Source organism: Sphingopyxis sp. CCNWLW2 (assembly GCF_037095755.1).
Taxonomy (GTDB): Bacteria; Pseudomonadota; Alphaproteobacteria; order Sphingomonadales; family Sphingomonadaceae; genus Sphingopyxis.
Genome location: NZ_JBAWKJ010000002.1, coordinates 184,410 through 207,450, shown reverse-complemented (window position 1 = coordinate 207,450; position 23,041 = coordinate 184,410). Strand labels below are relative to the sequence as shown.

The 23,041-nt window shown below is 66.1% G+C and carries 18 protein-coding genes and 3 tRNA genes; 12 read left to right on the top strand and 9 right to left on the bottom strand.

What is annotated here, in order from left to right; translation table 11 throughout:
- Nucleotides 1–14: 14 nt before the first annotated feature.
- Nucleotides 15–1,331 (top strand): MFS transporter, encoded by a 1,317-nt coding sequence (locus V8J55_RS12075; protein WP_336445896.1) that lies wholly within the window; start codon nt 15–17, stop codon nt 1,329–1,331.
- On the opposite strand, the gene V8J55_RS12070 is transcribed toward V8J55_RS12075, so the two are convergent.
- Nucleotides 1,328–3,649 carry a CDC48 family AAA ATPase gene (locus tag V8J55_RS12070; RefSeq protein WP_336445895.1) on the bottom strand — a complete coding sequence of 774 codons (2,322 nt, stop codon included), beginning with the start codon at nt 3,647–3,649 and terminating at the stop codon, nt 1,328–1,330. The genes V8J55_RS12075 and V8J55_RS12070 overlap by 4 nt on opposite strands.
- Nucleotides 3,650–3,792: 143 nt before the next feature.
- Here V8J55_RS12070 and V8J55_RS12065 point away from each other — a divergent pair, with 143 nt between their 5' ends.
- Complete coding sequence (locus tag V8J55_RS12065) at nt 3,793–4,671, top strand: LysR substrate-binding domain-containing protein (protein WP_336445894.1); 879 nt, start codon at nt 3,793–3,795, stop codon at nt 4,669–4,671.
- A gap of 7 nt (nt 4,672–4,678) precedes the next feature.
- On the opposite strand, the gene V8J55_RS12060 is transcribed toward V8J55_RS12065, so the two are convergent.
- A tRNA-Thr gene (locus V8J55_RS12060) sits at nt 4,679–4,753 on the bottom strand.
- Nucleotides 4,754–4,871: 118 nt separating this feature from the next.
- Here V8J55_RS12060 and V8J55_RS12055 point away from each other — a divergent pair.
- Nucleotides 4,872–5,000: a hypothetical protein gene (locus tag V8J55_RS12055; protein WP_268746379.1), complete on the top strand. Its 129-nt coding sequence runs from the start codon at nt 4,872–4,874 to the stop codon at nt 4,998–5,000.
- Here V8J55_RS12055 and V8J55_RS12050 read toward each other — a convergent pair.
- Nucleotides 4,990–5,304: a DUF1905 domain-containing protein gene (locus V8J55_RS12050; protein WP_336445893.1), complete on the bottom strand. Its 315-nt coding sequence runs from the start codon at nt 5,302–5,304 to the stop codon at nt 4,990–4,992. The genes V8J55_RS12055 and V8J55_RS12050 overlap by 11 nt on opposite strands.
- Nucleotides 5,305–5,308: 4 nt before the next feature.
- Complete coding sequence (locus V8J55_RS12045; protein WP_336445892.1) at nt 5,309–6,313, bottom strand: peptidylprolyl isomerase; 1,005 nt, start codon at nt 6,311–6,313, stop codon at nt 5,309–5,311.
- Between the two features lie 75 nt (nt 6,314–6,388).
- Here V8J55_RS12045 and V8J55_RS12040 point away from each other — a divergent pair.
- The 9 genes from V8J55_RS12040 to cobA all read left to right on the top strand — a co-directional run bounded on the left by V8J55_RS12040 (nt 6,389) and on the right by cobA (nt 17,344).
- Nucleotides 6,389–6,479, top strand: a tRNA-Ser gene (locus V8J55_RS12040).
- Nucleotides 6,480–6,671: 192 nt separating this feature from the next.
- Nucleotides 6,672–7,253, top strand: a complete 582-nt coding sequence (locus V8J55_RS12035; RefSeq protein ID WP_037514994.1) for an ANTAR domain-containing response regulator — start codon at nt 6,672–6,674, stop codon at nt 7,251–7,253.
- Nucleotides 7,250–8,461: a CmpA/NrtA family ABC transporter substrate-binding protein gene (locus V8J55_RS12030; protein ID WP_336445891.1), complete on the top strand. Its 1,212-nt coding sequence runs from the start codon at nt 7,250–7,252 to the stop codon at nt 8,459–8,461. Before V8J55_RS12035 ends, V8J55_RS12030 begins: the two co-directional genes overlap by 4 nt.
- A gap of 260 nt (nt 8,462–8,721) precedes the next feature.
- Nucleotides 8,722–9,957, top strand: a complete 1,236-nt coding sequence (locus V8J55_RS12025) for a nitrate/nitrite transporter (RefSeq protein WP_336445890.1) — start codon at nt 8,722–8,724, stop codon at nt 9,955–9,957.
- Nucleotides 9,958–9,960: 3 nt separating this feature from the next.
- Nucleotides 9,961–11,163, top strand: a complete 1,203-nt coding sequence (locus V8J55_RS12020; RefSeq protein ID WP_336445889.1) for an alginate export family protein — start codon at nt 9,961–9,963, stop codon at nt 11,161–11,163.
- The gene (gene nirB, locus V8J55_RS12015; RefSeq protein ID WP_336445888.1) at nt 11,163–13,640 is read left to right on the top strand and encodes a nitrite reductase large subunit NirB; all 2,478 of its coding nucleotides are present in this window, start codon (nt 11,163–11,165) and stop codon (nt 13,638–13,640) included. Before V8J55_RS12020 ends, nirB begins: the two co-directional genes overlap by 1 nt.
- On the top strand, nt 13,637–13,978 hold the full coding sequence (nirD, locus tag V8J55_RS12010) for a nitrite reductase small subunit NirD (protein ID WP_336445887.1): 342 nt from the start codon (nt 13,637–13,639) through the stop codon (nt 13,976–13,978). Before nirB ends, nirD begins: the two co-directional genes overlap by 4 nt.
- Complete coding sequence (locus V8J55_RS12005) at nt 13,978–16,575, top strand: molybdopterin-dependent oxidoreductase (RefSeq protein WP_336445886.1); 2,598 nt, start codon at nt 13,978–13,980, stop codon at nt 16,573–16,575. The genes nirD and V8J55_RS12005 overlap by 1 nt, the downstream gene beginning before the upstream one ends.
- Nucleotides 16,565–17,344: a uroporphyrinogen-III C-methyltransferase gene (gene cobA, locus V8J55_RS12000; protein ID WP_336445885.1), complete on the top strand. Its 780-nt coding sequence runs from the start codon at nt 16,565–16,567 to the stop codon at nt 17,342–17,344. The genes V8J55_RS12005 and cobA overlap by 11 nt, the downstream gene beginning before the upstream one ends.
- A 66-nt stretch (nt 17,345–17,410) precedes the next feature.
- Here cobA and V8J55_RS11995 read toward each other — a convergent pair whose 3' ends face one another.
- The 5 genes from V8J55_RS11995 to ppdK form a co-directional block, all read right to left on the bottom strand.
- Complete coding sequence (locus V8J55_RS11995; RefSeq protein ID WP_336446871.1) at nt 17,411–18,862, bottom strand: CYTH and CHAD domain-containing protein; 1,452 nt, start codon at nt 18,860–18,862, stop codon at nt 17,411–17,413.
- Between the two features lie 230 nt (nt 18,863–19,092).
- Nucleotides 19,093–19,169, bottom strand: a tRNA-Arg gene (locus V8J55_RS11990).
- A 44-nt stretch (nt 19,170–19,213) separates the two neighbouring features.
- Nucleotides 19,214–19,741, bottom strand: coding sequence for a DUF1254 domain-containing protein (locus V8J55_RS11985; RefSeq protein ID WP_336445884.1), 528 nt, complete (start codon nt 19,739–19,741; stop codon nt 19,214–19,216).
- A 1-nt stretch (nt 19,742) separates the two neighbouring features.
- Nucleotides 19,743–20,318, bottom strand: coding sequence for a DUF1214 domain-containing protein (locus tag V8J55_RS11980; RefSeq protein ID WP_336445883.1), 576 nt, complete (start codon nt 20,316–20,318; stop codon nt 19,743–19,745).
- Between the two features lie 13 nt (nt 20,319–20,331).
- Nucleotides 20,332–22,995: a pyruvate, phosphate dikinase gene (gene ppdK / locus V8J55_RS11975; RefSeq protein WP_336445882.1), complete on the bottom strand. Its 2,664-nt coding sequence runs from the start codon at nt 22,993–22,995 to the stop codon at nt 20,332–20,334.
- Nucleotides 22,996–23,041 lie beyond the last annotated feature (46 nt).

The following is a 23,041-nucleotide window of genomic DNA, read 5'->3' as shown; positions in this document are numbered from 1 at the left end:
AGGAGGGGGCGAACATGGCGACGACATCGCATTCCATCCCCTCGGACCGTATGGCGGTCCTCTTTGCGGTGATGCTGGTCGCCGCCGCGGGCAATACTGCGATGCAGTCGATCCTGCCCGCGATCGGCGCCAAACTGCACATTCCCGACGTCTGGGTCAGCCTTGCGTTCAGCTGGTCGGCGCTATTGTGGGTGCTCACCGCGCCGCATTGGGCGCGCCAGTCGGACAAGCGCGGACGCAAGGCGCTGATGGCGCTCGGCGTCATCGGCTTCCTGTCGTCGATGGCGCTGTGCGGCCTTGTGCTGTGGTCGGGCCTCGCGGGCTGGGTCGCGGCGGGCACGACCTTCATCCTCTTTGCGCTGTTTCGCAGCCTCTATGGCGGGCTCGGCTCGGCGGCGCCCCCCGCAGTGCAGGCCTATGTCGCTGCGCGCACCGATCCCGACCAGCGCACACAGGCGCTGTCGCTCGTGTCCTCGTCGTTCGGGCTCGGCACCGTGATCGGTCCCGCTATCGCGCCCTTCTTCATCCTGCCGATCGTCGGCCTCGCCGGCCCCTTGCTCGTCTTCGCGGCTATCGGCCTTGCGGTGCTCATCGCGCTGCGCTGGCGCCTGCCCGACGACGTGCCGCGCTTCGCGGCGCGCGGCGCGATCGTTTCCTACCCCACGACGGGTGGTTCGCCGCAAACCGCCGCCGAGGAGGCCGAGGACCAGGTTCTTGATCAGGGCGCCGACGCCCCTCCCCTGCGCTGGACCGACACGCGCGTGCGGCCGTGGCTGCTCGCCGGCCTGTTCGGCGGGCAGGCGCAAGCGATGATGCTCGGCGTGATCGGCTTTCTGATCCTCGACCGCCTCCACCTCCGCCTTCGTCCTGACGAAGGCGCCGCGATGACGGGCATCGTGCTGATGGCGGGCGCCTTCGCGACATTGCTCTCGCAATGGGGGCTGATCCCGCTCCTCAAGATGTCGCCGCGGACCGCAGTGCTTGCTGGCGCAAGCCTCGGCGCGATCGGGACGGTGATGACCGGCCTGTCCGCCGACTTCCACGGCATCGTCATCGGCTTCGCGCTCGCCTCGCTCGGCTTCGGCTTGTTCCGCCCGGGTTTCACCGCGGGCGCATCGCTATCGGTGCCGCGCCGCGATCAGGGCAGCGTCGCAGGGATGACCGCGTCGATCAACGGATCAGCCTACATCGTATCACCCGCGGTCGGCGTGTTGCTCTATAATTGGCACCCGATGGTCGCCTACGGCCTGATGGCGGGCTTTTGCGGCTGGCTGGTCCTGTGGGGCTGGTCGGCGCTGAAACCGAACCAGCCCAAGGAACAACAGCTTTAGTCGGCCGTATCGTCGTGCTTGCGCTCGCGCACGGGCTTGAGCATGCCGGGCGCGAAGAAGCCGATCGGATCGACGCTCATCGCGGCCTGTTTGATCTCGCCCTGGATCTTTTCATAATCCTTTTCCATCGCCTCGGTCACCGAGGCGCGGGTGTCCTTCAGCGCCGCTTCGAAATCTTCCATCGTCACCGTGTCGCTGTCGAGCGACCGCTTGAGCGCTGCTAGCCCAGCACGCCGCGTCAGATCCTCAAGGTCGGCGCCGGTGAAACGATCCGATCGTTCCGCGAGCGCAGCCAGATCGACATCCTTCGCCAGCGGCATCTTGCTCGTCTGGATTTCGAGGATGCGGCGGCGGCCCTCCTTATCAGGCACCGCGACATAGATGAGCTCGTCGAGACGTCCGGGACGAAGCAACGCGGGGTCGATCAGGTTCGGCCGGTTGGTCGCGCCAATGACGACGACCGACTGCATCTCCTCGATCCCGTCCATCTCGGCGAGGATCGTGTTGACGACGCGTTCGGTCACCTGCGGCTCGCCCGACGCGCCGCTGCCGCGTGCTGGCACCAGACTGTCGAGTTCGTCGATGAAGACGATCGTCGGCGCAACAGCGCGCGCGCGCGCGAACAGACGCGCAATCTGCTGCTCGCTCTCACCATACCATTTGGACAGCAGGTCCGACGACTTGATCGAAATGAAGTTCGCATCGGATTCGCGCGCCGCCGCCTTCGCCAGTAGGGTCTTGCCAGTTCCGGGCGGGCCATAGAGCAGAAAGCCCTTGGCGGCGCGGATGCCCAGCCGACGGAACGCCTCGGGGTTCTTGAGCGGCAGCTCGATCCCTTCGATCAGCTTATCGCGCGCGGCATCGAGCCCGCCGATGTCGCTCCACCGCGTCTTCGGCGCCTGCACCATCACTTCGCGCATCGCCGACGGCTGGACGCGTTTCAGTGCATTGTTGAAATCCTCGCGCGTCACGCGCAGTTCCTCAAGCACCTCGGCGGGAATCGTGCCTTCGGCCAGATCGAGCTTGGGCATGATCCGGCGCACCGCTTCGATCGCGGCTTCGCGTGTCAACGCCGCCATGTCGGCGCCGACGAAGCCGAAGGTCGTGCGCGCGAGCTCGGCGAGGTCGACATTCTCGGCCAGCGGCATGCCGCGCGTGTGGATGCCGAGGATCTCGCGTCGCCCGCTCTCGTCGGGCACGCCGATCACGATCTCGCGGTCAAAGCGGCCCGGACGCCGGAGCGCCTCGTCGATCGCGTCGGGACGATTGGTCGCCGCGATGACGACGAGGTTCGTCCGCGGCTCAAGCCCGTCCATCAGCGTCAAGAGCTGCGCAACGAGGCGTTTTTCGGCCTCGCCCTGCACCTGCCCGCGTTTCGGCGCGATCGAATCGATCTCGTCGATGAACAGGATCGACGGCGCGGCCTTTGCCGCTTGCTCGAAGATATCGCGCAGGCGCTTTTCGGACTCGCCATAGGCGCTGCCCATGATCTCGGGCCCGTTGATCAGGAAGAATTGCGCTTCGCTTTCGTTGGCAACCGCGCGCGCAAGCCGCGTCTTGCCGGTTCCCGGCGGGCCATGCAGCAGCACGCCGCGCGGCGGATCGACGCCGAGGCGACGGAACAGTTCGGGATAGCGCAGCGGCAGCTCGACCATCTCGCGCAGCTGGTCGATCGTATCGCCCAGACCGCCAAGATCGTCGTAAGTGACGTCGGTGCGGCGCGCGTCCTGCGGCTCCTGATATTCGGGAAGCAGCTCGATTTCGGTATTCTCGTCGATAAAGACGATTCCCTTGGGGGCCGCCGATACGACGAGCAAGCGCACCTCGGCGAGCGCATAGGCCGGCGCATTGAGCATCTGGCGAAGCTGCGGCGGCATGTCGCCCGACTCCAGCCGCTGTTGCCCGGCGGTCGCAACCGTATCGCCCGCGACGAGCGGACGGCCGAAAAAGCTTCGCTTCAGGGCATTGGCAGATCCCTGCAGGCGAAGATTTTCTTGCGCCGGGGCGAAAACCACGCGCGTCGCGGGGCGCGTTTCAACGCGGCTCAGCACGACCATATCGCCCGCGCCCGCGCCGGCATTGGCGCGCTGAAGGCCGTCGAGGCGGATGACTTCCAGCCCTTCATCCTCGGCATAGGGAAGCACGACGCGCGAGGCGGTCTCGCGTTTGCCGCTGATCTGGACGATATCGCCTTCGGTAACGCCAAGTTCGGCCATCGCGGAGCGCGGAATACGGGCGATTCCTCCCCCGCTTTCTTCGGCGCGTGCATTCGCCACCTGCAGTTTGACCTGTTTTTCTTTTACCGCTGCGTCGGCCAAGGCGTGTCTCCCGCAAAATAGTCAGAATGCCGAAGATAGGATGGTCGTTCCCGATTTGCGACCCCCGGCGCCGCAGCCATTTATGACGCACTGCACAAAATTCTGGCATGTCCGGCAAGGTCATGTCATCATCGGCACCCGATATGCCACGCCTTCCCCCCATCAGCAGCATGGAAGCCTTTCTCGAGGTCGCCCGTCACGGCACGGTCAAAGCGGCCGCGATCGAGCTCGGCCTGTCGATGCCCGCGCTGTCGCGCCGCATCCAAACACTGGAACATACCGTCGGCCGCCCGCTGTTCAACCGTCACCACCATGGGCTCAGCCTGACCGAAACGGGCCGCGCGCTGCACGAACAATTATCGCCGATCCTCGACGAATTACGCAACGTGATCGAACGGGTCGGCAGCCCCGACGCCTCGCTGCGCCTGCACCTCAACGTCCTGCCGCTTTTCGCGCAGCAGCGCCTGTTCCCTCGGCTTCCCGAGCTTCGGCGCCAGCACCCCGAACTGCATATCGACATCGACACCATGTCGCATGCCGAAGCCCGGCTGGGCGACGGCATCGATGCCGCGATCGCGCTCGCACGCTCGATCGACCCCGTGCTCTATGCTGCGCGGCTCGACCAGGACAAGGTGTTCCCGATTGCCTCGCGGACGCTGACCGACGGCGATCGCGCGATCACCGTCCCCGAACAGATGCAGCGGATGACCGTCCTGCTCCACCGCGAGATGCCCGAAACCTTCGCCGAGTGGAAAAAGGCGATCGGCATGCCCTATCTGGAGCCGGCAGGGATCGATTATTTCGATTCGGGGCCGCTGATGCTCGAAGCCGCGGCGCAGGGCATTGGTGTCGCCTTCATGCATGGCCATCATTTCGACGATGCGCACGACCCGCGCCTCGTCCGCCTCTTCGATTTCGATGTCGACAGCCCGTACAGCTATTGGTTCGTGTGCCGCCCCCGCGCGCTGCGCCAGCCCGCAGTGAAGCTCTTCCACGACTGGTTGCTTGCAGCGAAAATCTGAAGAAAAATGGTGCTGCTGGACAGGATTGAACTGTCGACCTCGTCATTACCAATGACGCGCTCTACCACTGAGCTACAGCAGCAACCGGGATGCCGGCAAACGGATGTTCGCTGGGCAGGCGCGGCCTATGACGGGGCGCCTTGCGCCTGTCAAGGTGCGAGGCTTGACGATATGGCGATTTCGCGGGCATGGCGCATGGCGTGAGCAAGACGCCCTCCCCCGCCGACATCGAACGCGAACGCCGCCTCGCCGAGGCGCTGCGCGCCAATCTGCGCAAGCGCAAGGCGCAGGCGCGCGATAGCAAGGCCGAAACGCCGCCTAAAGACTGACGGTCACCGTCACGTCGTCGCCCTCGGCGATCCCCTCGGCCTTTCGCACCATCGCCTTGACCGGCAGCAACCAGCCGCCACTTTCCTTGTGCGGAAAGACCGACGTCTTCCAACGCGTGCCGCCGATATTCGCCTCGACGTGCGCCGACCCGAATCCCTTTCGCCCGTCGAGCCACTGGCCGGTCATCGCCGCCATGCGAATCCCATCGGCAGCCTCACCGGCGATGGTGACGAAGAACCACGCGGCGGGTGCGGTCGCCGATTGCCAGCGCCAAAGCGGCGTCGTGACGGTGAAGTCTTCCAAGACGCTACTTCGCTGCGATGGGGCGGACCGGCACTGGAATATTACAGATATCGGCGCCGCCCGCCGGCGTGATGAAGAAGGGATCGCGCCGGTTCTGCCGCGCATCGGCATAGCGTGCAAAGCTGTCGCTTTCGGTCGACAGATATTCGAAACGCGGCTGGTCTGCGGCAGGCAGTTCGGTTGCAACGCGAATCGACGCGATCGCGACGCGTTCGGCGGCATCCTCGTAAAAGCCGAGCGCGCCCGTCCCGCGCGGCAGGCTCGACAGATGCTCGATCCCGTTGATCACGCGGCCGACGACGGCGATATTGCGATCGAGATGGCGGGGAGCGTGTCCGATCACGGCATAGAGTTCGGCGCCGCTGCCCGTATCGGGTGACATGTTGCGGCCGACGCCGACGGCGCCGTAGCAATGGATCGGCCACAATCCTGTGCTCCCCGCCAACGGCCAACCCTGTGCAAAGCCCTGAAGGTCTGCATAGGGGTCGACTTTCGTCCGCATGTCCGGCGCATAGATTCTGGGCAGCTCGGACCGTCGCTGCTGCCTGACCATATCCTCGATCCGTACCTTGTTGCTGTGCATCGTCTCGATGATAGGCATGACGGCCGGAGGATCCTTAATCTGATATTCGCTCTCCGGCACCGTCGCCAAACCCACCGGCAACGCCTTCTTCTCGGTCGCATCACCCCATTGCGCGACATAATTGTCCTGCACGCGGTTGACGCTCGTTCCGTCCCACCAGTGCGCGGCGGCGAGCTTGCGGATATTGCCGATCCACCCTTGGCTGAACGGCGCGGGCATCAGCTGGATGACAACGCGGCGCGCTTTGCCCTTCGCGTCGGGCGCGAGGTCCATCACGAGCAGGTCCGACGGTGCAATGGCGATCCAGTCACTCGCTGGCGCCGCAGCGGCGATCTCCCCCGGCGATGGGATTGCTGCGGGCTCCGCGCCATAGGCGGGAAGGACGAACGACGCGGCCAGGGCGGCCGACAGGAGCAGATGTTTCATGGGCCGATGTCTGCCACGCCCAATCGGCTTGCGAAAGCCCCGCCAAGCGATTAGGGCGCCCGTTCCAGAGCATGCGGAGCGGTGGCCGAGTGGTCGAAGGCGCTCGCCTGGAAAGTGAGTATACGTCAAAAGCGTATCGAGGGTTCGAATCCCTCCCGCTCCGCCACACCAACAAAATTCCGGTCAAATCGGCACGATCCTCGGTGGAGCCTCCGCGTTTCGCGTGGTCAACAGGGCCAGGCAGCCGTTGATCCATTTGTGGTCGAAAATGTCAAAATCCGGGGGCGATATGTTCGCTTGGATGCCCGAAACACGATCCCACTAGCGGTTTCGAACGCCACGCCGTAAAGGCGCCGCCATGCGGATCGCGATCATCGACACCAGCACGACGCGCGCGGCGATCATCTCCGATGGTCTGCGCGAGGCGGGGCTCGACGATCTGGTGCTGATCGATCCGGCGGGTGCGCTAGTTGCGCAAATCGAAGCGGCGAAACCCGAAGTCATATTGGTCAATCTGGAGAATCCCAGCCGCGACCTGCTCGAGGATTTCTTTGCCATGTCGCGCGCGCTCGCCCGGCCGATCGCGATGTTCGTCGACCAGAGCGATACCGAGGCGACCGGCGCCGCGATCGACGCGGGGGTGTCGGCCTATGTCGTCGACGGCCTGTCGAAACAGCGGATCAAACCCGTCATCGATCTCGCGGTGCGCCGTTTTCAGGCATTTTCGCGGCTCCAGCGCGAACTCGACGAAGCCAAAAATGCCCTGGCCGAGCGCACTGTGATCGATCGCGCAAAAGCGATCCTAATGAAACGCCGCACCATCGACGAGCCCGCCGCCTATGCGCTGCTGCGCGGCCAGGCGATGCGCACCAACCGCCGGATCGCCGAGATCGCCGAAGCGATCGTCACGAGCGACGCCCTCCTGGGAGACATGGAATGAGCGTCGAAACATTCCGCATCGGATTCCTGCCGCTGGTCGACGCCGCGCTGCCGATCCTCGCTCACGAACTGGGTTTCGCCGCGCGCGAGGGTGTTGCGATCGAGCTGGTCCGCGACATGACCTGGGCGACGGTGCGCGACCGGCTGCTCTATGGCCACACCGACGCGGCGCACATGATCGCGCCGCTTGCGATCGCGACCGCACTCGGCCGCGACCGGCCCGCAGTGCCCATGGCAGTGCCCTTCGTGCTCGGGCTCAACGGCAATGCCGTGACCTTTTCGGTCGCGCTGGCGCGCGACGTCGGGTTGGGCGATGCGCTCGGCGATCCGGCAGTCATTGGCGCCGCGCTCCGGGACGTCGCGGCGGCACGCAAGGCGGCAGGCAAACCGCTGCGCTTTGGCGTGGTCCACCGCTACTCAAGCCACAATTACATGCTGCGCTACTGGCTCGCCGGGGTGGGAATCCGTCCGGACGCCGACGTCGAGATCGTCGTCACCAGCCCTCCGTTCGCCGCCGATGCACTGGCCGCGGGTGAGGTCGACGGCATATGCGTCGGCGAACCTTGGAACTCGATCGCGGTCGAGCGCGGCGTCGGCCATATCGCTCTCGCGACCGCGCAGATCTGGCGCCGCGGCGTCGAAAAGGTTCTCGCGATGCGCGAGGCCGTGATCGACGAGCGGCGCGATGCGGTCGAGGCGCTGCTCCGCGCGCTTCACGCCGCCGCCGCCCATTTCGTCGAACCCGGCACCGCCGAAGAAAGCGCGGACATATTGGCGCGGCCCGAATATCTGGGCGCCTCGCGCGACGCCGTGCTGCGCGCGATCACCGACCGCATCCGCCTCGTCCCCGGCAGCGAACCGATCCACTATCCCGACTTCATGTTCCAGTATCGCGAAGCCGCGAATTTCCCGTGGCGCAGCCAAGCCGCATGGCTTTATTCGCAGATGCTTCGATGGGACCGGGCCGACTATTCGGCCGCCGATGCCGCGACGGCCGCCGCGGTGTTCCGTCCAGACGTTTATCGCGCCGCACTGGCCGGGTCGGGCGCGCCCCTTCCCGGCGCCAGTTCGAAGCTCGAAGGCGGCATCGGCGAGCCCCTCGGCGCCGGGTCGACACAGGGCCGCCTTGTCCTCGGCAGCGACCGATTTTTCGACGGACGCGCCTTCGATCCCGACGACATTCAAGGCTATCTGGCTGATTTTAGCTAGGTTTATTCCTGCATTCGAATTTATGCTGCACCTGCGAAATAGCGGGTTGCGCGCCATCTGCGAATCAGGCAGTTTAAACGCACTCGGCGACGCTGCCGGGGCAGGATAAAGCGGCTACGGCTCCAACGACGGGGCCGGTCCGCGCGGCAGGCGGGGAGCCTTTTCCCCGCACTCCAACAGGCAATGAAGCCGTCAGGATGCGCCCGCGTGGCCGCCGTCCTGGCGGCTTTTTTATTGCCCGTCGCACAAGGGGACGGACGATGACGGACATGACGAACGGCGCCGGCGCCGGGACAAAATCGAGTTTCTGGGCCAGCGGCCACTGGCCGACATTGGTCGCGGCCTTTCTCTATTTCGACCTCGCCTTCATGGTGTGGGTCATCCTCGGGCCGCTCGCCCCCGCGATTTCCGAAGACCTCGGGCTCACCCCGGCGCAAAAGGGGCTGATGGTCGCGGTGCCGACGCTGGCTGGCGCGCTGCTCCGCGTCGTCAACGGGCTGCTCGTCGACCGCATCGGCCCGAAGCGGTCGGGTGCGATCAGCCAGCTCATCGTCATCGCCGGGCTGTTCTCTGCATGGGCCATGGGGGTTTCGAGCTTCACCGGAACGCTGGCGCTGGGCGTCGTCCTTGGCTTCGCGGGCGCGAGCTTCGCGATCGCATTGCCGCTCGCGAGCCGCTGGTATCCGCCCGAGCATCAGGGCAAGGCGATGGGACTTGCCGGCATGGGCAATTCGGGCGTTGTGCTCGCGGCGCTTTTCGCCCCCGGCCTTGCCAAGCTGTTCGGCTGGAACGCCGTGCTCGGCCTCGCATGCATCCCGCTGACCATCGTCTTCTTCGTCTATCTTGCGATGGCGAAGGACGCGCCGAACGCGCCCGCACCGAAGAAGCTGATCGACTATTTCGAGCCGCTCAAGACCGCCGACGCATGGTGGCTGATGGCCTTTTACGCGGTGACCTTCGGCGGCTTCGTCGGGCTCGCGGCGTCCTTGCCGATCTATTTCACCGACCAGTTCCACCTGACGCCGGTAATGGCGGGCTATTGCACCGCGGGCTGCGTTTTCGCCGGATCGCTGGTGCGGCCGATGGGCGGCGCGCTCGCCGACCGGATCGGCGGGGTGAAAGCGCTGATGATGGTGTTCGTCGTCGCAGCGCTGGCGATCGCCGGGGTGCCGCAGGCGAGCACCCTGCCCGCCGCGCTCGGCCTCTTCGTGATCGCGATGCTCGCGCTCGGCACTGGCAATGGCTCGGTATTCCAGCTTGTACCGCAGCGCTTTTCGGCCGAAATCGGCGTGATGACCGGCCTTGTCGGTATGGCGGGCGGCGTCGGCGGTTTCTACCTCGCCTCGTCGCTCGGTTTCGCCAGGCAGTGGACGGGCAGCTTCGCGCCAGGCTTTTACATCTTCGCCGGACTCGCGGTGCTCGCCCTCGTCGCACTGATGTTCGTCAAGGGCCAGTGGCGCCGAACCTGGGGCGCGGCCCAGGGGGTGAGGATCTGACCCATGAAAGCTGCGTTCGTCCTTCTTTTCGCGCTTGCGCCAGCCGGCGCGGCCCACGCCGAAGAGATTGTCCTGAAACCCCTCGGCGAAGCGCGGTTGCGCTATGAAAGCGTCGACCAGGACGGCCTCCCCGCCGATGCGGAGGCACTGACCCTCCGCGTCCGCGCCGGGGTCGAAGCCAAGGCAGGCAACTGGTCGGCGCTGGTCGAGGGGCAAGGCAATCTTGCGGTCATCGACGATTATTTCGACGGCCTTCATGGCGCGGCCACGCGCCCACTGGTCGGCGATCCCGACAATATCGGCCTCTCCCGCGCGCAACTGCGATATACGTCGGCCGCCTTCGCACTCACGGCAGGGCGGCAGCGGCTCGGCTTCGACGACGAGCGTTTCGTCGGCAGCGTCGGCTTTCGTCAGAACGGCCAGAGCTTCGACGCGGTGCGCGCCGAGATCACGCCGGTCAAGGGCGTGAAGGCCGATCTCGCCTATGCGTGGAGCGTGCGCACCATCTGGGGCATCGACGGCGCGGGCGCTCGGCAGCAGGCGGTGTCGGGCGACAATTTCTTCGGCAACCTCAGCAGCCAGACCCCGATCGGCAAACTCTCGACCTTTGCCTATCTCGTCGATCAGGACGAAGCGGCAATGCAGGGCTATCGCCTGTCGAGCCAGAGCTATGGCGTGCGCCTCGACGGAACGCAGGCGCTAGGCAAGGCGAAGATCGCTTACCAGCTGAGCTATGCACGTCAGTCGGACTGGCACCGCAATCCGAATAATTACAGCGCCGACTATTATCTCGCCGACGTCGCGGTCGATTTCGGAGGTCCCCGGGTCGGCGTCGGGTATGAAATACTCGGCGCCGACAACGGAACCGCGCTCACCAGTTTCCAGACCCCGCTCGCGACCGCGTTCAAATTCCAGGGCTGGGCCGACAAATTCCTGACCACCCCGCCCGATGGCGTGCGCGACCTGTACGCGAGCGCGGGCTGGAGCTGGAAAGCCGTCGGGCCGCTCAAGGCCGTCACGCTGCAAGCGGCGTACCACGACTATCGCAGCGACCGCGCCAGCCGCTCCTACGGCGACGAAATCAACCTCCTCGCGAGCGCAAAGCTCGGCAAGGTCACCGCCGCCGCCCGCTACGCGCATTACGACGCCGACACCTTCGCCACCAATACCGACAAATTTTGGCTGCAACTGGACTGGACGATTTAATGGAACACCGCCCCATCAAGACCGACGCCGACACGCGCGACCATCTGGTCGTCATCGGCAACGGCATGGCCGGATGCCGCGCGGTCGAGGAGCTGCTCGCGCGCGACCCGGCGCGCTACCGCGTGACGATCTTTGGCGCCGAGCCGCGGGTCAATTACAACCGCATCATGCTGTCGCCCGTTCTCGCGGGTGAGAAGAGCTTCGACGACATCGTGATCAACGATGCCGAATGGTATGCGGCGAACGGCATTGCGCTGGTCGCGGGCGATCCGGTGGTCGCGATCGACCGCGGCACAAAGACGGTGACGACGCGCGGCGGCGCGACCGAAAGCTATGACCGGCTGCTGATCGCGACCGGCTCCGATCCCTTCATCATCCCGGTGCCGGGCAAGGATCTGCCCGGGGTGATCGCGTTTCGCGACATGGACGATGTCGACACGATGCTCGCGGCGGCCGATGCGGGCGGCGACGCGGTGGTGATCGGCGGCGGGCTGCTCGGGCTCGAAGCCGCGCACGGGCTTTCGCTGCGCGGGATGAAGGTCACCGTCATCCACCTGATGCCGACGCTGATGGAACGCCAGCTCGACGAAGCGGCGGGCTGGCTGCTCAAGCAGGCGCTCGAAGGCCGCGGGCAAACGATCCTGACCGGCGCCGACACCGCCGAGATCGTCGGCAACGGCAAGGTCGAGGGGGTGAAGCTCAAGGACGGAACGCTGATCCCCGCCAGCCTCGTCGTGATGGCGGTCGGTATCCGCCCCTCGGTCGCGCTTGCCCGCGACGCCGGGCTCGCGGTCGGCCGCGGCATCCAGGTCGACGACCATATGGTCACCAGCGACCCGCATGTCCTCGCGGTCGGCGAATGCGTCGAGCATGACGGACAGGTCTATGGCCTTGTCGCGCCTTTGTGGGACATGTGCCGCAGCCTCGCCGACGGGCTCGTCGAACAGCCGACGGGCTATCGCGGCTCGGTCACCTCGACCAAGCTTAAAGTGTCGGGGATCGACGTGTTCTCGGCGGGCGATTTCTCGGGCGGCGACGGGTGCGAGGACATCGTGCTGCGCGACGCCAGCCGCGGCGTGTACAAGCGCGTCATCGTCAGGGACGACCGGATCGTCGGCGCGGTGCTCTATGGCGATACCGCCGACGGCAGCTGGTATTTCGACCTGCTCAAGAAACAGGAGGATGTCTCCGATCTCCGCGACCTGCTGATCTTCGGCCAGTCCTTCGCCTCGGGAGGGGGCGCGGCGGACCCTAAGGCGGCCGTTGCGGCGCTCTCGGACGATGCCGAGATCTGCGGCTGCAACGGCGTCACCAAGGGTCAGGTCGTCTCGTGCATCGCCAAGGGAGCGCACAGCCTCGATGCCGTGCGCGGCACCTGCAAGGCGTCGGCGAGTTGCGGGTCGTGCACCGGTCTCGTCGAAAATCTGCTCGCGCTAACGCTCGGCGACGATGTCCAGGCGGGGCCCAAGACGATGTGCAAATGCACGAGCTTCGGCCATGACGACGTCCGCCGCGAGATCGTCGCGCAAGCGATGCGCTCGATCCCCGAGGTGATGCAGCAGCTGCACTGGACGACCCCCGACGGCTGCTCGTCGTGCCGCCCGGCGCTCAACTATTATCTGCTCTGCGCGCTTCCCGGCGATTATGTCGACGACCAGCAGAGCCGCTTCGTCAACGAGCGGATGCACGCCAACATCCAGAAGGACGGCACCTATTCGGTCGTCCCGCGCATGTGGGGCGGGCTCACCAACCCGACCGAGCTGCGCGCGATCGCCGATGTGGTCGAGAAGTTCAATGCGCCGATGGTCAAGGTCACCGGCGGCCAGCGGCTCGACATCTTCGGGATCAAGAAAGAAGATCTTCCCGCGGTCTGGGCCGACCTCAATGCCGCCGGCATGGTCTCGGGCCACGCTTACGGCAAATCGCTCCGCACGGTGAAGACGTGCGTCGGGTCCGAATGGTGCCGCTTCGGCACGCAGGATTCGACCGGACTCGGCGTCAAGATCGAGCGGATGAGCTGGGGCAGCTGGATGCCGCACAAGTTCAAGATCGCGGTGTCCGGCTGCCCGCGCAACTGCGCCGAGGCGACGATCAAGGATTTCGGCATCGTCTGCGTCGACAGCGGGTACGAGCTGCACGTCGGCGGCAATGGCGGCATCCATGTCCGCGCCACCGACCTCCTCTGCAAGGTCGCGACCGAGCAGGAGGCGATGGATTATTGCGCCGCCTTCATCCAGCTCTACCGCGAGGAAGCGCGTTATCTCGAGCGCACCGCACCGTGGATCGAACGCGTCGGCGTCGATTATGTGAAGGCGCGCATCGCCGACGATCCTGCGGGCCGCGAGGCACTGCGCGCGCGCTTCCTCGTTTCGCAGAGCTTTTCGCAGGACGACCCCTGGGCGCAGCGCGCCGAAGGCGCCGAGGCCGAACATCATGCGCCTATGGCGCGCTTCATTCCGCAGGAGGAACTGGCATGACGACCCCCGAATGGCTCGACATCGGCTGGGTCGACCAGATTCCGGTACGCGGCAGCCGCACAGTGCAAGTCGAAGGCGGCGACGACATTGCGGTCTTCCGCACCGCCGAGGGCAAAGTGTTCGCGCTGCTCGACCGCTGCCCGCACAAGCATGGCCGGCTGAGCCAGGGCATCGTCCACGGGGGCGCGGTCGCCTGTCCGCTCCATAATTGGCGGATTTCGCTGTCGACCGGCGAAGCACTCGGCGAGGACAAGGGCTGCACGCCGACGGTGCCGGTGAAGATCGACGGCGGCCGTGTGCTTATCTGTCGCGCGAGCACTTTGAAGGCGGCCGCCTGATGAGCGAAGCGGTCCGCACCACCTGCGCCTATTGCGGCGTCGGCTGCGGCATCCGCGCGACGGTGACGGGCGAGCGGCAAGTGGAGATAGCGGGCGACCCCGATCACCCCGCAAACCGCGGGCGGCTCTGTTCGAAGGGCACGCATCTCGGCGAAACCGTCGGGCTCGAAGGCCGCCTGCTGCACCCCATGATCGGCAAGAAGCGCGCGAGCTGGGACAAAGCGCTCGACCTCGTCGCAAAGCGGTTCAAGGAAACCATCGCGCGCCATGGACCGAACAGCGTCGCCTTCTACGTATCAGGCCAGCTCCTCACCGAGGATTATTATGTCGCCAACAAGCTGATGAAGGGCTTCATCGGCACCGCGAACATCGACACCAATTCGCGGCTCTGCATGTCGAGCGCGGTCGCCGGTCACACGCGCGCGTTCGGCGAAGATATCGTCCCCGCGACCTATAACGATCTCGATGCCGCCGACCTGATCGTCCTCGTCGGCAGCAACACCGCCTGGTGCCATCCGATCGTCTATCAGCGCATCCGCGCGCGCTGCGAAGCGGGCGCGAGGCTCGTCGTCATCGACCCGCGCCGCACCGAGACCGCCGAGGAGGCCGATATTCATCTCGCGATTCGCCCCGGCAGCGACGTCGCGCTGATGAACGGCCTGCTGCAATGGTGCCGCGAGGCGGGCGTGGTCGACGACGACTATCTTGCCGCGCATGTCGCGGTGCCCGAAAATTTCTGGGACGAGCTTGGAGAGGGGAATGACCTGTGGTCGGTGGCGCGCGCGTGCGACGTGCCCGTCGCCGACCTCAGGCGTTTCTACGAGCTGTTCGCCGCAACGCCGCGCACGGTCACGATGTTCAGCCAGGGGATCAACCAGTCGACGTCCGGCACCGACCAGGTGAACGCGATAACCAACCTCCATCTTGCGACCGGCCGCATCGGCAAGCCCGGCGCCGCGCCCTTCTCGATCACCGGCCAGCCCAATGCGATGGGCGGACGCGAGGTCGGCGGGCTTGCCTCGACGCTCGCCGCGCATATGGATTTCGCGCCCGAAAACCGCGACCGCGTCCAGCGCTTCTGGGCCGCGCCGGCGATGGCGGAGAAGCCGGGCCTGAAAGCCGTCGACCTGTTCCGCGCGGTCGGCGAAGGCCGCATCAAGGCTTTGTGGGTGATGGCGACCAACCCCGCGGTGTCGATGCCCGACGCGAACCGCGTACGCGACGCTCTCGCCGCCTGCCCCTTCGTCGTCGTCAGCGACGTGATCGAAAACACCGATACCGGCGCCTTCGCGCATGTCCGCCTGCCTGCTGCGGCGTGGGGCGAAAAGGACGGCACCGTCACCAACAGCGATCGCACGATCAGCCGGCAGCGCGCGCTGTTTCCTCTGCCGGGCGAAGCGATGCCCGACTGGTGGATCGTCAAGGAAGTCGCGCGGCGCATGGGCTGGAAGACCGCCTTCAGCTATGACCGCCCCGCCGACATCTGGCGCGAGCATTGCCGCCTCTCGACCTATGACAATGATGGTGCGCGCCTCTTCGCGCTCCCTGGCGCGGCGCAGGGCGGCAATGCCGCCTATGACGACATGATGCCCTTTCGCTGGGGCGGCGATCAGACCTTCGCCGACGGCCGCTTTTCGACCGCAGACGGACGTGCACGGCTTGTGCCGGTGGCGCAAAAGCCGCTGCCCGAGCCGCTTGTGAAATGGCCGCTGACGCTCAACACCGGCCGCTACCGCGACCAGTGGCATACGATGACGCGCACCGGCCTTGCGCCAAAGCTTGCGCGTCATCGCGAAGAGCCGCTGGTCGAGGTGCATCCCGACGACGCCGCGCGGCTCGGGCTTGCCGACGGCGGGCTCGCGCGGGTCGAAACCCCGCAGGGCGAGAGCGTCTATCGCACCGTCGTTTCCGAAGGCCAGCGCCCGGGCGAGCTGTTCGTTCCGATCCACTGGACCGACCGCACCTCGAGCGGCGGCCGCACCGGGCTCCTCCCGCGCCCGCTCGTCGATCCCGTGTCGGGGCAGCCGGGTTTCAAACGGACCCCCGCCGCGATCGCGCCGGTCGCGACGAAATGGCGCGGTTTCCTGTTGCTCGCGAACGAACTCGATGAACGGCCCGCCTGCCTGTGGGCGACCCGCGTCGCGGTTCCGGCGGGGGTGCTATGGGAACTCGCGGGCAACGGCGACCTCAAGCGCATCGAAGCGCTGCTCCCGCGCGGCGAACGGATCGAGGCGCAGGACAGCGCGCGCGGGACACGCCGCGTCGCGGTCGTCACCGGGAGGCGTCTCGCCGGGGCGTTGTTCGTGACCGAAAGCGGCGAGCTTCCGCCGCGCGACTGGCTCATCGCGCAGCTCTCCGCCCCTGATGTCGCACCGACTTTGCTCGCCGGCCGCGCGCCGGGCGTCCAGGCCGACCGCGGCCCGGTGATTTGCGTCTGCTTCGATATCAGATTGAAAACGATCACCGCGGCGATCCGCGACCAGCAGCTTGCCGACGTCGCCGCGATCGGCGGCGCAATCGGCGCGGGAACCAATTGCGGATCGTGCCGCCCGGCGCTCGCCCGCATCTTGGCAGAGGAGACGAGCGATGCAGCCTGACGATTTTCAGCCCGGCACGGTCTGGCTCGTCGGTGCCGGCCCCGGCGATCCCGAGCTTTTGACGCGCAAGGCGATCCGGCTCATCGAACACGCCGACATCGTCTTCCATGACGCCCTCGTCGGCCCCGCGGTTCTCGACCTCATCCCGGCGGGCGCCGAACGCGTCAGCGTCGGCAAGCGTTCGGGCCGCCATTCGAAGGAACAGCAGGAGATCGACGCGCTGCTGGTGGCCGCCGCCGCGGCAGGCAAGCGCGTCGTGCGCCTGAAGGGCGGCGACCCGTCGCTATTCGGCCGTTCGGCCGAGGAAATCGCCGCCTTGCACATCGCGGGCTATCCCGTTTTCGTGTGCCCCGGCATTACCGCGGCGAGCGCCGCCGCGGCGTCTGCGAAAATATCGCTCTCGCTCCGCGGCGTCGCGCACGACGTCCGTTTTGTCACCGCACACAGCCGTCGCGGCGTGGCACTTGATGTCGACTGGCACTCGCTAGCGCACTGCGGATCGACCCTTGCCTTCTACATGGGGCGCGACGCCGCCGCAGACATCGCGCGCGGCCTGATCAGCGCGGGGATGGCGCCCGACATGCCCGTGATGATCGCGTGCAACGTCAGCCGCGCCGACGAACAGCGGCTCACGACGCGTCTCGATCTACTCGGCCTTGCAACCCGCGCGCTGGCGAACGATGCCCCGACGCTGATCTTGGTCGGTGCCGCGGTTACGCTCGCTATGCCGGTAAAAGCTCGTGCGACCGCTACCGACAACGCGCTTTAGCATCGATGGATGCCGCATCGTGCTCGCAATCAGCGGCGTTCGATCGTCCCGTCCGATACCGCACGACTACCAGAATCGCTTGATGTCGATGAAATCCTCATGCGCATCGACGGCCGCTTCGATGAGTCGCCCCTTCTTGCCATGCGCCATCAATTCGGCCGCGCCGGGGCTTTCCGCGATGCCAAGCCTTGTCAGCAGATCGGGGGCGGCCGCAAGATCGTTGAGTGCGCCGAGCTGATCCTGCAGCGCTTCGAGCGCCTTTACGAAGCGCTTGTGCCGGCGTTTCTCGCCCTTACGCTCGAACAGCCCGGCAAAGAATTCCGCCGCATAGCGAAGCTTCTTCGCGCTCTTGCGCACCTCGTGCCTCGCATCGTCGTCGAGGCTGGCCAGATTGCGCCCTTTGCGCTTCACCTTTCGCCGATAGCGGTCGAGCGCCCGGGCGGCGAAATCCCGCGCCGGTCGATTGCCTTCGCGTTCACCGTCCGCTGTCCGCGACCAATCCGAAGTCGCAATCCACGCCGTCAGGTCGAACATGAGCCGGCGCCCCCGTGTGGAGGAGAGAATTTCGCACACTTGGTCATAAGCGGCCTCACGCATCGTCACGATCCGGTCGTGCAGTGGTCCGCCCTCGGCACGCTTCAGGAGCACGTCGATATCGCGCACCTTGCCCAGTTCCGAGGCCAGCCAGCGCAATTCCGTGCGCAAATCGATACCGGCATCGCCGATCATCGGCTTGAAGATCGAGAAGGCCGATCGAAGGCGGCGCAGCGCGACGCGCGCCTGATGCAGGGCTTCGACGTTCCGATTCGCGAGCAAAAGCGCTTCGTTGAGCCGGAACTGCCGGATGCATGATTGCATGATCTGCCCAAGCGCCTGTGCCGCGGTCGTGTCACCGGCGAGTATCACCGCCTCGGCCGTGACCCGCGCCGGGGCCGCGCCGGTGAGCCGATAGCCGCGCTCCGACTTGCTCAGGACGCCGAGGCGTATCGGCACGGCGGCGTCAATCCGGCGCGCGAGAGCAAACAGCGCGGCGGGATCGCCCGACTTCAGCTCAAGTTCGATCTCGCAGACTGGCGACCGGCGCTCGCCGACCACGACTTCGCCGCGGTCGAGCACCAGCTCGATCGTTGCGCCGCCTTCGCCGATGACCCAGCTCTGGCGGTCGATCTCCACCTCGAAAGCCGGCGCGATGGCATCGACCTTGTCGCCCAGCAGAGAGGGAAGCGGGGTGGTATAGTCGAGGATCGGCGTGTCATTCTCCGCCGCCCGCTCCCATTCGGATCGGATGAAAAGGCCGGCAGCACTGGCGCCGTCCGCCTTGATCGTCTGCACACGCTTCTTGCCCGAACGGCGGATACGAAGCGAAAAGCCCGCGTTGGCGACGTCATGATCGGGCGTATCGAAATAGGTCGATATCTGCCGCATCTTCTTGGGCGCGCCCGCCAACAAGCCCGACGCCTCGAATTTTCCCGCGTCTTCGCTCGCAATTTCGAGTTTCAGCTCGACCTCGTCCGCCATTTGCATATTCTCCGGAAAGATCGGTTCGATCGTCACTTTCGCGTGCGCAACGGACGCCGCATATCGGACCTATCCTGAAATTTGACGATCCGGCGATAAGCAGCCTCTTTATCGCAATATGCGGCCAGCTGAAAGCTCGGGCACGGCCGCTCGCCTGAAGCCCGTTTCGTCGTGCATGAATATGGGGAAACCCGCTCTTCCGACAGCATCGGACCATCGCAGGAGGGGAATGGCGCACCCGGAACGATTCGAACGTCCGACCCTCAGATTCGTAGTCTGATGCTCTATCCAGCTGAGCTACGGGTGCGTGGAGAGGCGCCTTTAAGACCCGTCGCGCGGGGGCGCAACCCCCTATTTCAGCTTTGTGACCGTTCCGCACGACGATTGACGGCGGATCGCGTCGAGCCCGCCGATTTCCGCGGGCTCTTTCAGCAAAAGACGGATCAGCGCGATGCCATGATCATGGTCCGTGCGGACAACCTCGGCGCCTTTCGGCACCGCCTGCCCCGCCCGCGCGACGATGATTCGAAACGGCTTGCCGCCCGCCTCGACATCGTTGCGCACGAAAATCACGTCGGTCGCGGCGTCGAAGATGCTGAGTGAGCTGTAGCGGCCCGGCACCGGGCTGACGTCGATCGCAATCGGCCCGTCCGAAAGATCATAGGGGCAGCTCGAATAAGCGAGGTCGGGACTCGGCCGGACGACCGGCTGGCGCGCCGGCGTCGCGAGATTACCATAGGACATGGTGTTGACGCCGCCCTGCCCCAGCCGCTCGATCGCGACATTCATCAGGCCATAGGGGATCGCCCATATCGCTGCATAGGCGGTGGCGGCAGCGACGATCAGGCCGAAGGCGAGCGGGCCGAGCCAGTTACGCATCTCAGCAGCCCTCCTTCACAATTTGCGGGAGCGCAGCTTTCTCGGGGTCGGCGCGGAACGCCTTGCCTGGGTTGTACATGCGCAGGGTCAGGTGAAAGGGCTGGCCCTTGGTTCCGGGCAACCAAGCCCCTCCCGCGGGCCTTGTAGGGGCGATTGTGACGCGCCATTCGCCCTTGGCATCGAGCGCGACATTGGCGCCGTTCACCGACCAGCTGTTCGCAGGGTTCGCGACCAGATAGCCCGCCTCGTCATAGATGGTGACGCTCCACCAGCGTGCATCGAGCGGCGTGCCCGACAGGCTGTAATGGCAATTGCCGTCGAGCGGCGCGCCCGCGGCGTCGGTCTTCGCCGACCAATAGACGGTTTCCTTTGCGGGAAGCGCAAGCAGGCCCGCGCGCGCCACCGCCGCGCGGGTCACCGGGTCTGTCGCCTTGGTTCCGAAACCGAGCGAGGTCGTCCACGGGCCATTGACGATCGCGCCGCCGCTGAGGCCGCCGCCGGTTATTGCCCACGCCGCGCCGAGCCCCACCGCCAAGCCGCCCACCAAAGTGATTGCGTAGCGGTGCCAGCTCTTCATGCGCGTTCCCCCGTTATTTGCCCTTTTTCAGCGCAGCCTGAGCGGCCGCGAGCCGGGCGATGGGGACACGGTAAGGCGAGGCGCTGACATAGTCGAGGCCCGTCTTTTCGCAGAAATGGATGCTCGGCGCGTCGCCACCATGCTCGCCGCAGATGCCGAGCTTGACGTTGGGCCGCGTCTTGCGCCCGCGGTCGGCGGCGATCTCGATCAGCTGGCCGACGCCCTCGACATCAAGGCTGACGAACGGGTCGGTCAGGAAGATGCCCTTGTCGACATATTGTGTCAGGAAGCGGCCCGCGTCGTCGCGGCTGATGCCGATCGTCGTCTGCGTCAGGTCGTTGGTGCCGAAGCTGAAGAATTCGGCGCTCTCGGCGATCTCGCCCGCCATCAGCGCGGCGCGCGGCAGTTCGATCATCGTGCCGACCAGATAGGCGATCTCGCGGCCCTTTTCGGCGAACACCGCCTTCGCCTGTGCATCGACGACGGCCTTCATCAGGTCAAACTCGCGGCGCGTTGCGACGAGCGGGATCATCACCTCGGGAATCGGCGCGGCGCCGGTTTCGGCGGCGACGTCGCACGCCGCCTCGAAGATCGCGCGCGCCTGCATTTCGTAGATTTCGGGATAGGTGACACCCAGACGGCAACCGCGATGGCCGAGCATCGGGTTGAATTCGTGCAGTTCGTTCGCACGCGCCTTCAGCGCCTCGATCCCCACCCCCGCAGCCGCGGCGACATCGGCGAAATCCTCTTCGCGCGTCGGCAGGAATTCATGCAGCGGCGGATCGAGCAAGCGAATGGTGACCGGCAGCCCCGCCATCACGCCGAAGATCGCGGCAAAGTCGCCGCGCTGTTCGGGCAGCAGTTTGGCGAGCGCGGCGCGGCGACCGGCTTCGCTGTCGGCGAGGATCATCTCGCGCACCGCGGTGATGCGCGCGGCGTCGAAGAACATATGCTCGGTGCGGCAGAGGCCGATGCCCTCGGCACCGAAGTCGCGCGCCACCTGCGCATCCTGGGGCGTTTCGGCATTCGCGCGCACCTTCATGCGGCGCACCTTGTCGGCCCACGCCATCAGCGTGCCGAAATCACCGACGAGTTCGGGGAGCAGGGTCTTGACCTCGCCCGCCATCACTTCGCCGGTCGAACCGTCGAGCGTCAGGATATCGCCTTCGCGCAGCTCACGCCCGCCGACACGCAGTACGCGCGCGGCGCCGTCGATCGACAGCCCGCCGGCGCCCGAGACGCAGGGGCGCCCCATGCCGCGTGCGACGACCGCCGCGTGTGACGTCATGCCGCCGCGCGCGGTCAGGATGCCCTTCGCCGCGTGCATGCCGTGGATGTCCTCAGGAGAGGTTTCAACGCGAACGAGGATCACCGCCTCGCCCATTTCTGCCGCCTTTTCAGCGTCATCCGCGGTGAACATGATCTTGCCCGACGCCGCACCGGGACTTGCGGGAAGCCCCTTGGTCAGCACGTCGCGCGGCGCGTCGGGATCGAGCGTCGGGTGGAGCAGCTGGTCGAGCGCCCCCGGATCGACGCGGCCGACGGCTTCTTCTTCGGTGATCAGCCCTTCGGCGGCCATTTCGACCGCGATACGCAGCGCCGCCTTCGCGGTGCGCTTGCCCGAGCGCGTCTGGAGCATCCAGAGCGTCCCGCGTTCGACGGTGAACTCGATGTCCTGCATGTCGCGATAATGCGTTTCGAGCGTGTCGAAGACGCGGCCGAGCTCGGTGAAGGTCTCGGGCATCGCCTCTTCCATCGACGCCGGCTTGGCGCCCGCTTTTTCGCGCGCGATCTTCGTGAGGTACTGCGGCGTGCGGATGCCCGCGACGACATCCTCGCCTTGGGCATTGATCAGCCATTCGCCGTACCAGGCGCGCTCGCCGGTCGCGGGGTCGCGCGTGAAGGCGACGCCGGTCGCCGAGGTGTCGCCCATATTGCCGAACACCATCGCCTGGATGTTGACCGCGGTGCCCCATTCGGCGGGGATCGAATTCAGGCGGCGATAGACTTTCGCGCGGTCGCTTTCCCAGCTTGCGAACACGGCGCCGACCGCGCCCCACAGCTGGTCGTTCGGTTCCTGCGGGAAGGGCGCGCCGGTTTCGCGCTCGACGATCGCCTGATATTCCTTGACGAGCGCCTGCCAATCTTCAGCCGACATCTCGGTGTCGAGGTAGAAACCCTTGTCTTCCTTGGCGATTTCCAGCGCTTCCTCGAACTCGGCATGATCGAGGCCCATGACGACATCGGCGTACATCTGGACGAAGCGGCGATAGCTGTCCCACGCGAAACGTGGATCGCCCGACGCGTCGGACAGGCCGACGACGGTCTTGTCGTTGAGCCCGAGGTTGAGGACGGTGTCCATCATCCCCGGCATCGACACGCGCGCGCCCGAACGGACCGAGACGAGCAGCGGATCGGCTGCGTCGCCGAACTTCTTGCCAGTGATGCCTTCGATATGCGCGATGCCCGCGGCGACCTCTTCGATCAGGCCCGCGGGGAACTGTTCGCCATTCGCATAATAAGCGGTGCAGACGTCGGTGGTGACCGTAAAGCCCGGGGGCACCGGCAGGCCGATCGAGGCCATTTCGGCAAGGTTCGACCCCTTGCCGCCCAGCAATTCCTTCGAGCGCTCGGCCGTCGTGGCCGCGCCGCCGAACAAATGCACCATATTCGTCATCATATGCTCCTGCTGCCCCTGGGAGGAGGTGGGCGGGGAATAGGGT

Coding starts and splice junctions, on each gene's coding strand:
- V8J55_RS12075 (WP_336445896.1), top strand. CDS start 15: ATGGCGACGACATCGCATTCCATCCCCTCGGACCGTATGGCGGTCCTC.
- V8J55_RS12065 (WP_336445894.1), top strand. CDS start 3,793: ATGCCACGCCTTCCCCCCATCAGCAGCATGGAAGCCTTTCTCGAGGTC.
- V8J55_RS12045 (WP_336445892.1), bottom strand. CDS start 6,313: ATGAAACATCTGCTCCTGTCGGCCGCCCTGGCCGCGTCGTTCGTCCTT.
- V8J55_RS12035 (WP_037514994.1), top strand. CDS start 6,672: ATGCGGATCGCGATCATCGACACCAGCACGACGCGCGCGGCGATCATC.
- V8J55_RS12030 (WP_336445891.1), top strand. CDS start 7,250: ATGAGCGTCGAAACATTCCGCATCGGATTCCTGCCGCTGGTCGACGCC.
- V8J55_RS12025 (WP_336445890.1), top strand. CDS start 8,722: ATGACGGACATGACGAACGGCGCCGGCGCCGGGACAAAATCGAGTTTC.
- V8J55_RS12020 (WP_336445889.1), top strand. CDS start 9,961: ATGAAAGCTGCGTTCGTCCTTCTTTTCGCGCTTGCGCCAGCCGGCGCG.
- nirB (WP_336445888.1), top strand. CDS start 11,163: ATGGAACACCGCCCCATCAAGACCGACGCCGACACGCGCGACCATCTG.
- nirD (WP_336445887.1), top strand. CDS start 13,637: ATGACGACCCCCGAATGGCTCGACATCGGCTGGGTCGACCAGATTCCG.
- V8J55_RS12005 (WP_336445886.1), top strand. CDS start 13,978: ATGAGCGAAGCGGTCCGCACCACCTGCGCCTATTGCGGCGTCGGCTGC.
- cobA (WP_336445885.1), top strand. CDS start 16,565: ATGCAGCCTGACGATTTTCAGCCCGGCACGGTCTGGCTCGTCGGTGCC.
- V8J55_RS11995 (WP_336446871.1), bottom strand. CDS start 18,862: ATGGCGGACGAGGTCGAGCTGAAACTCGAAATTGCGAGCGAAGACGCG.
- V8J55_RS11985 (WP_336445884.1), bottom strand. CDS start 19,741: ATGCGTAACTGGCTCGGCCCGCTCGCCTTCGGCCTGATCGTCGCTGCC.
- V8J55_RS11980 (WP_336445883.1), bottom strand. CDS start 20,318: ATGAAGAGCTGGCACCGCTACGCAATCACTTTGGTGGGCGGCTTGGCG.
- ppdK (WP_336445882.1), bottom strand. CDS start 22,995: ATGACGAATATGGTGCATTTGTTCGGCGGCGCGGCCACGACGGCCGAG.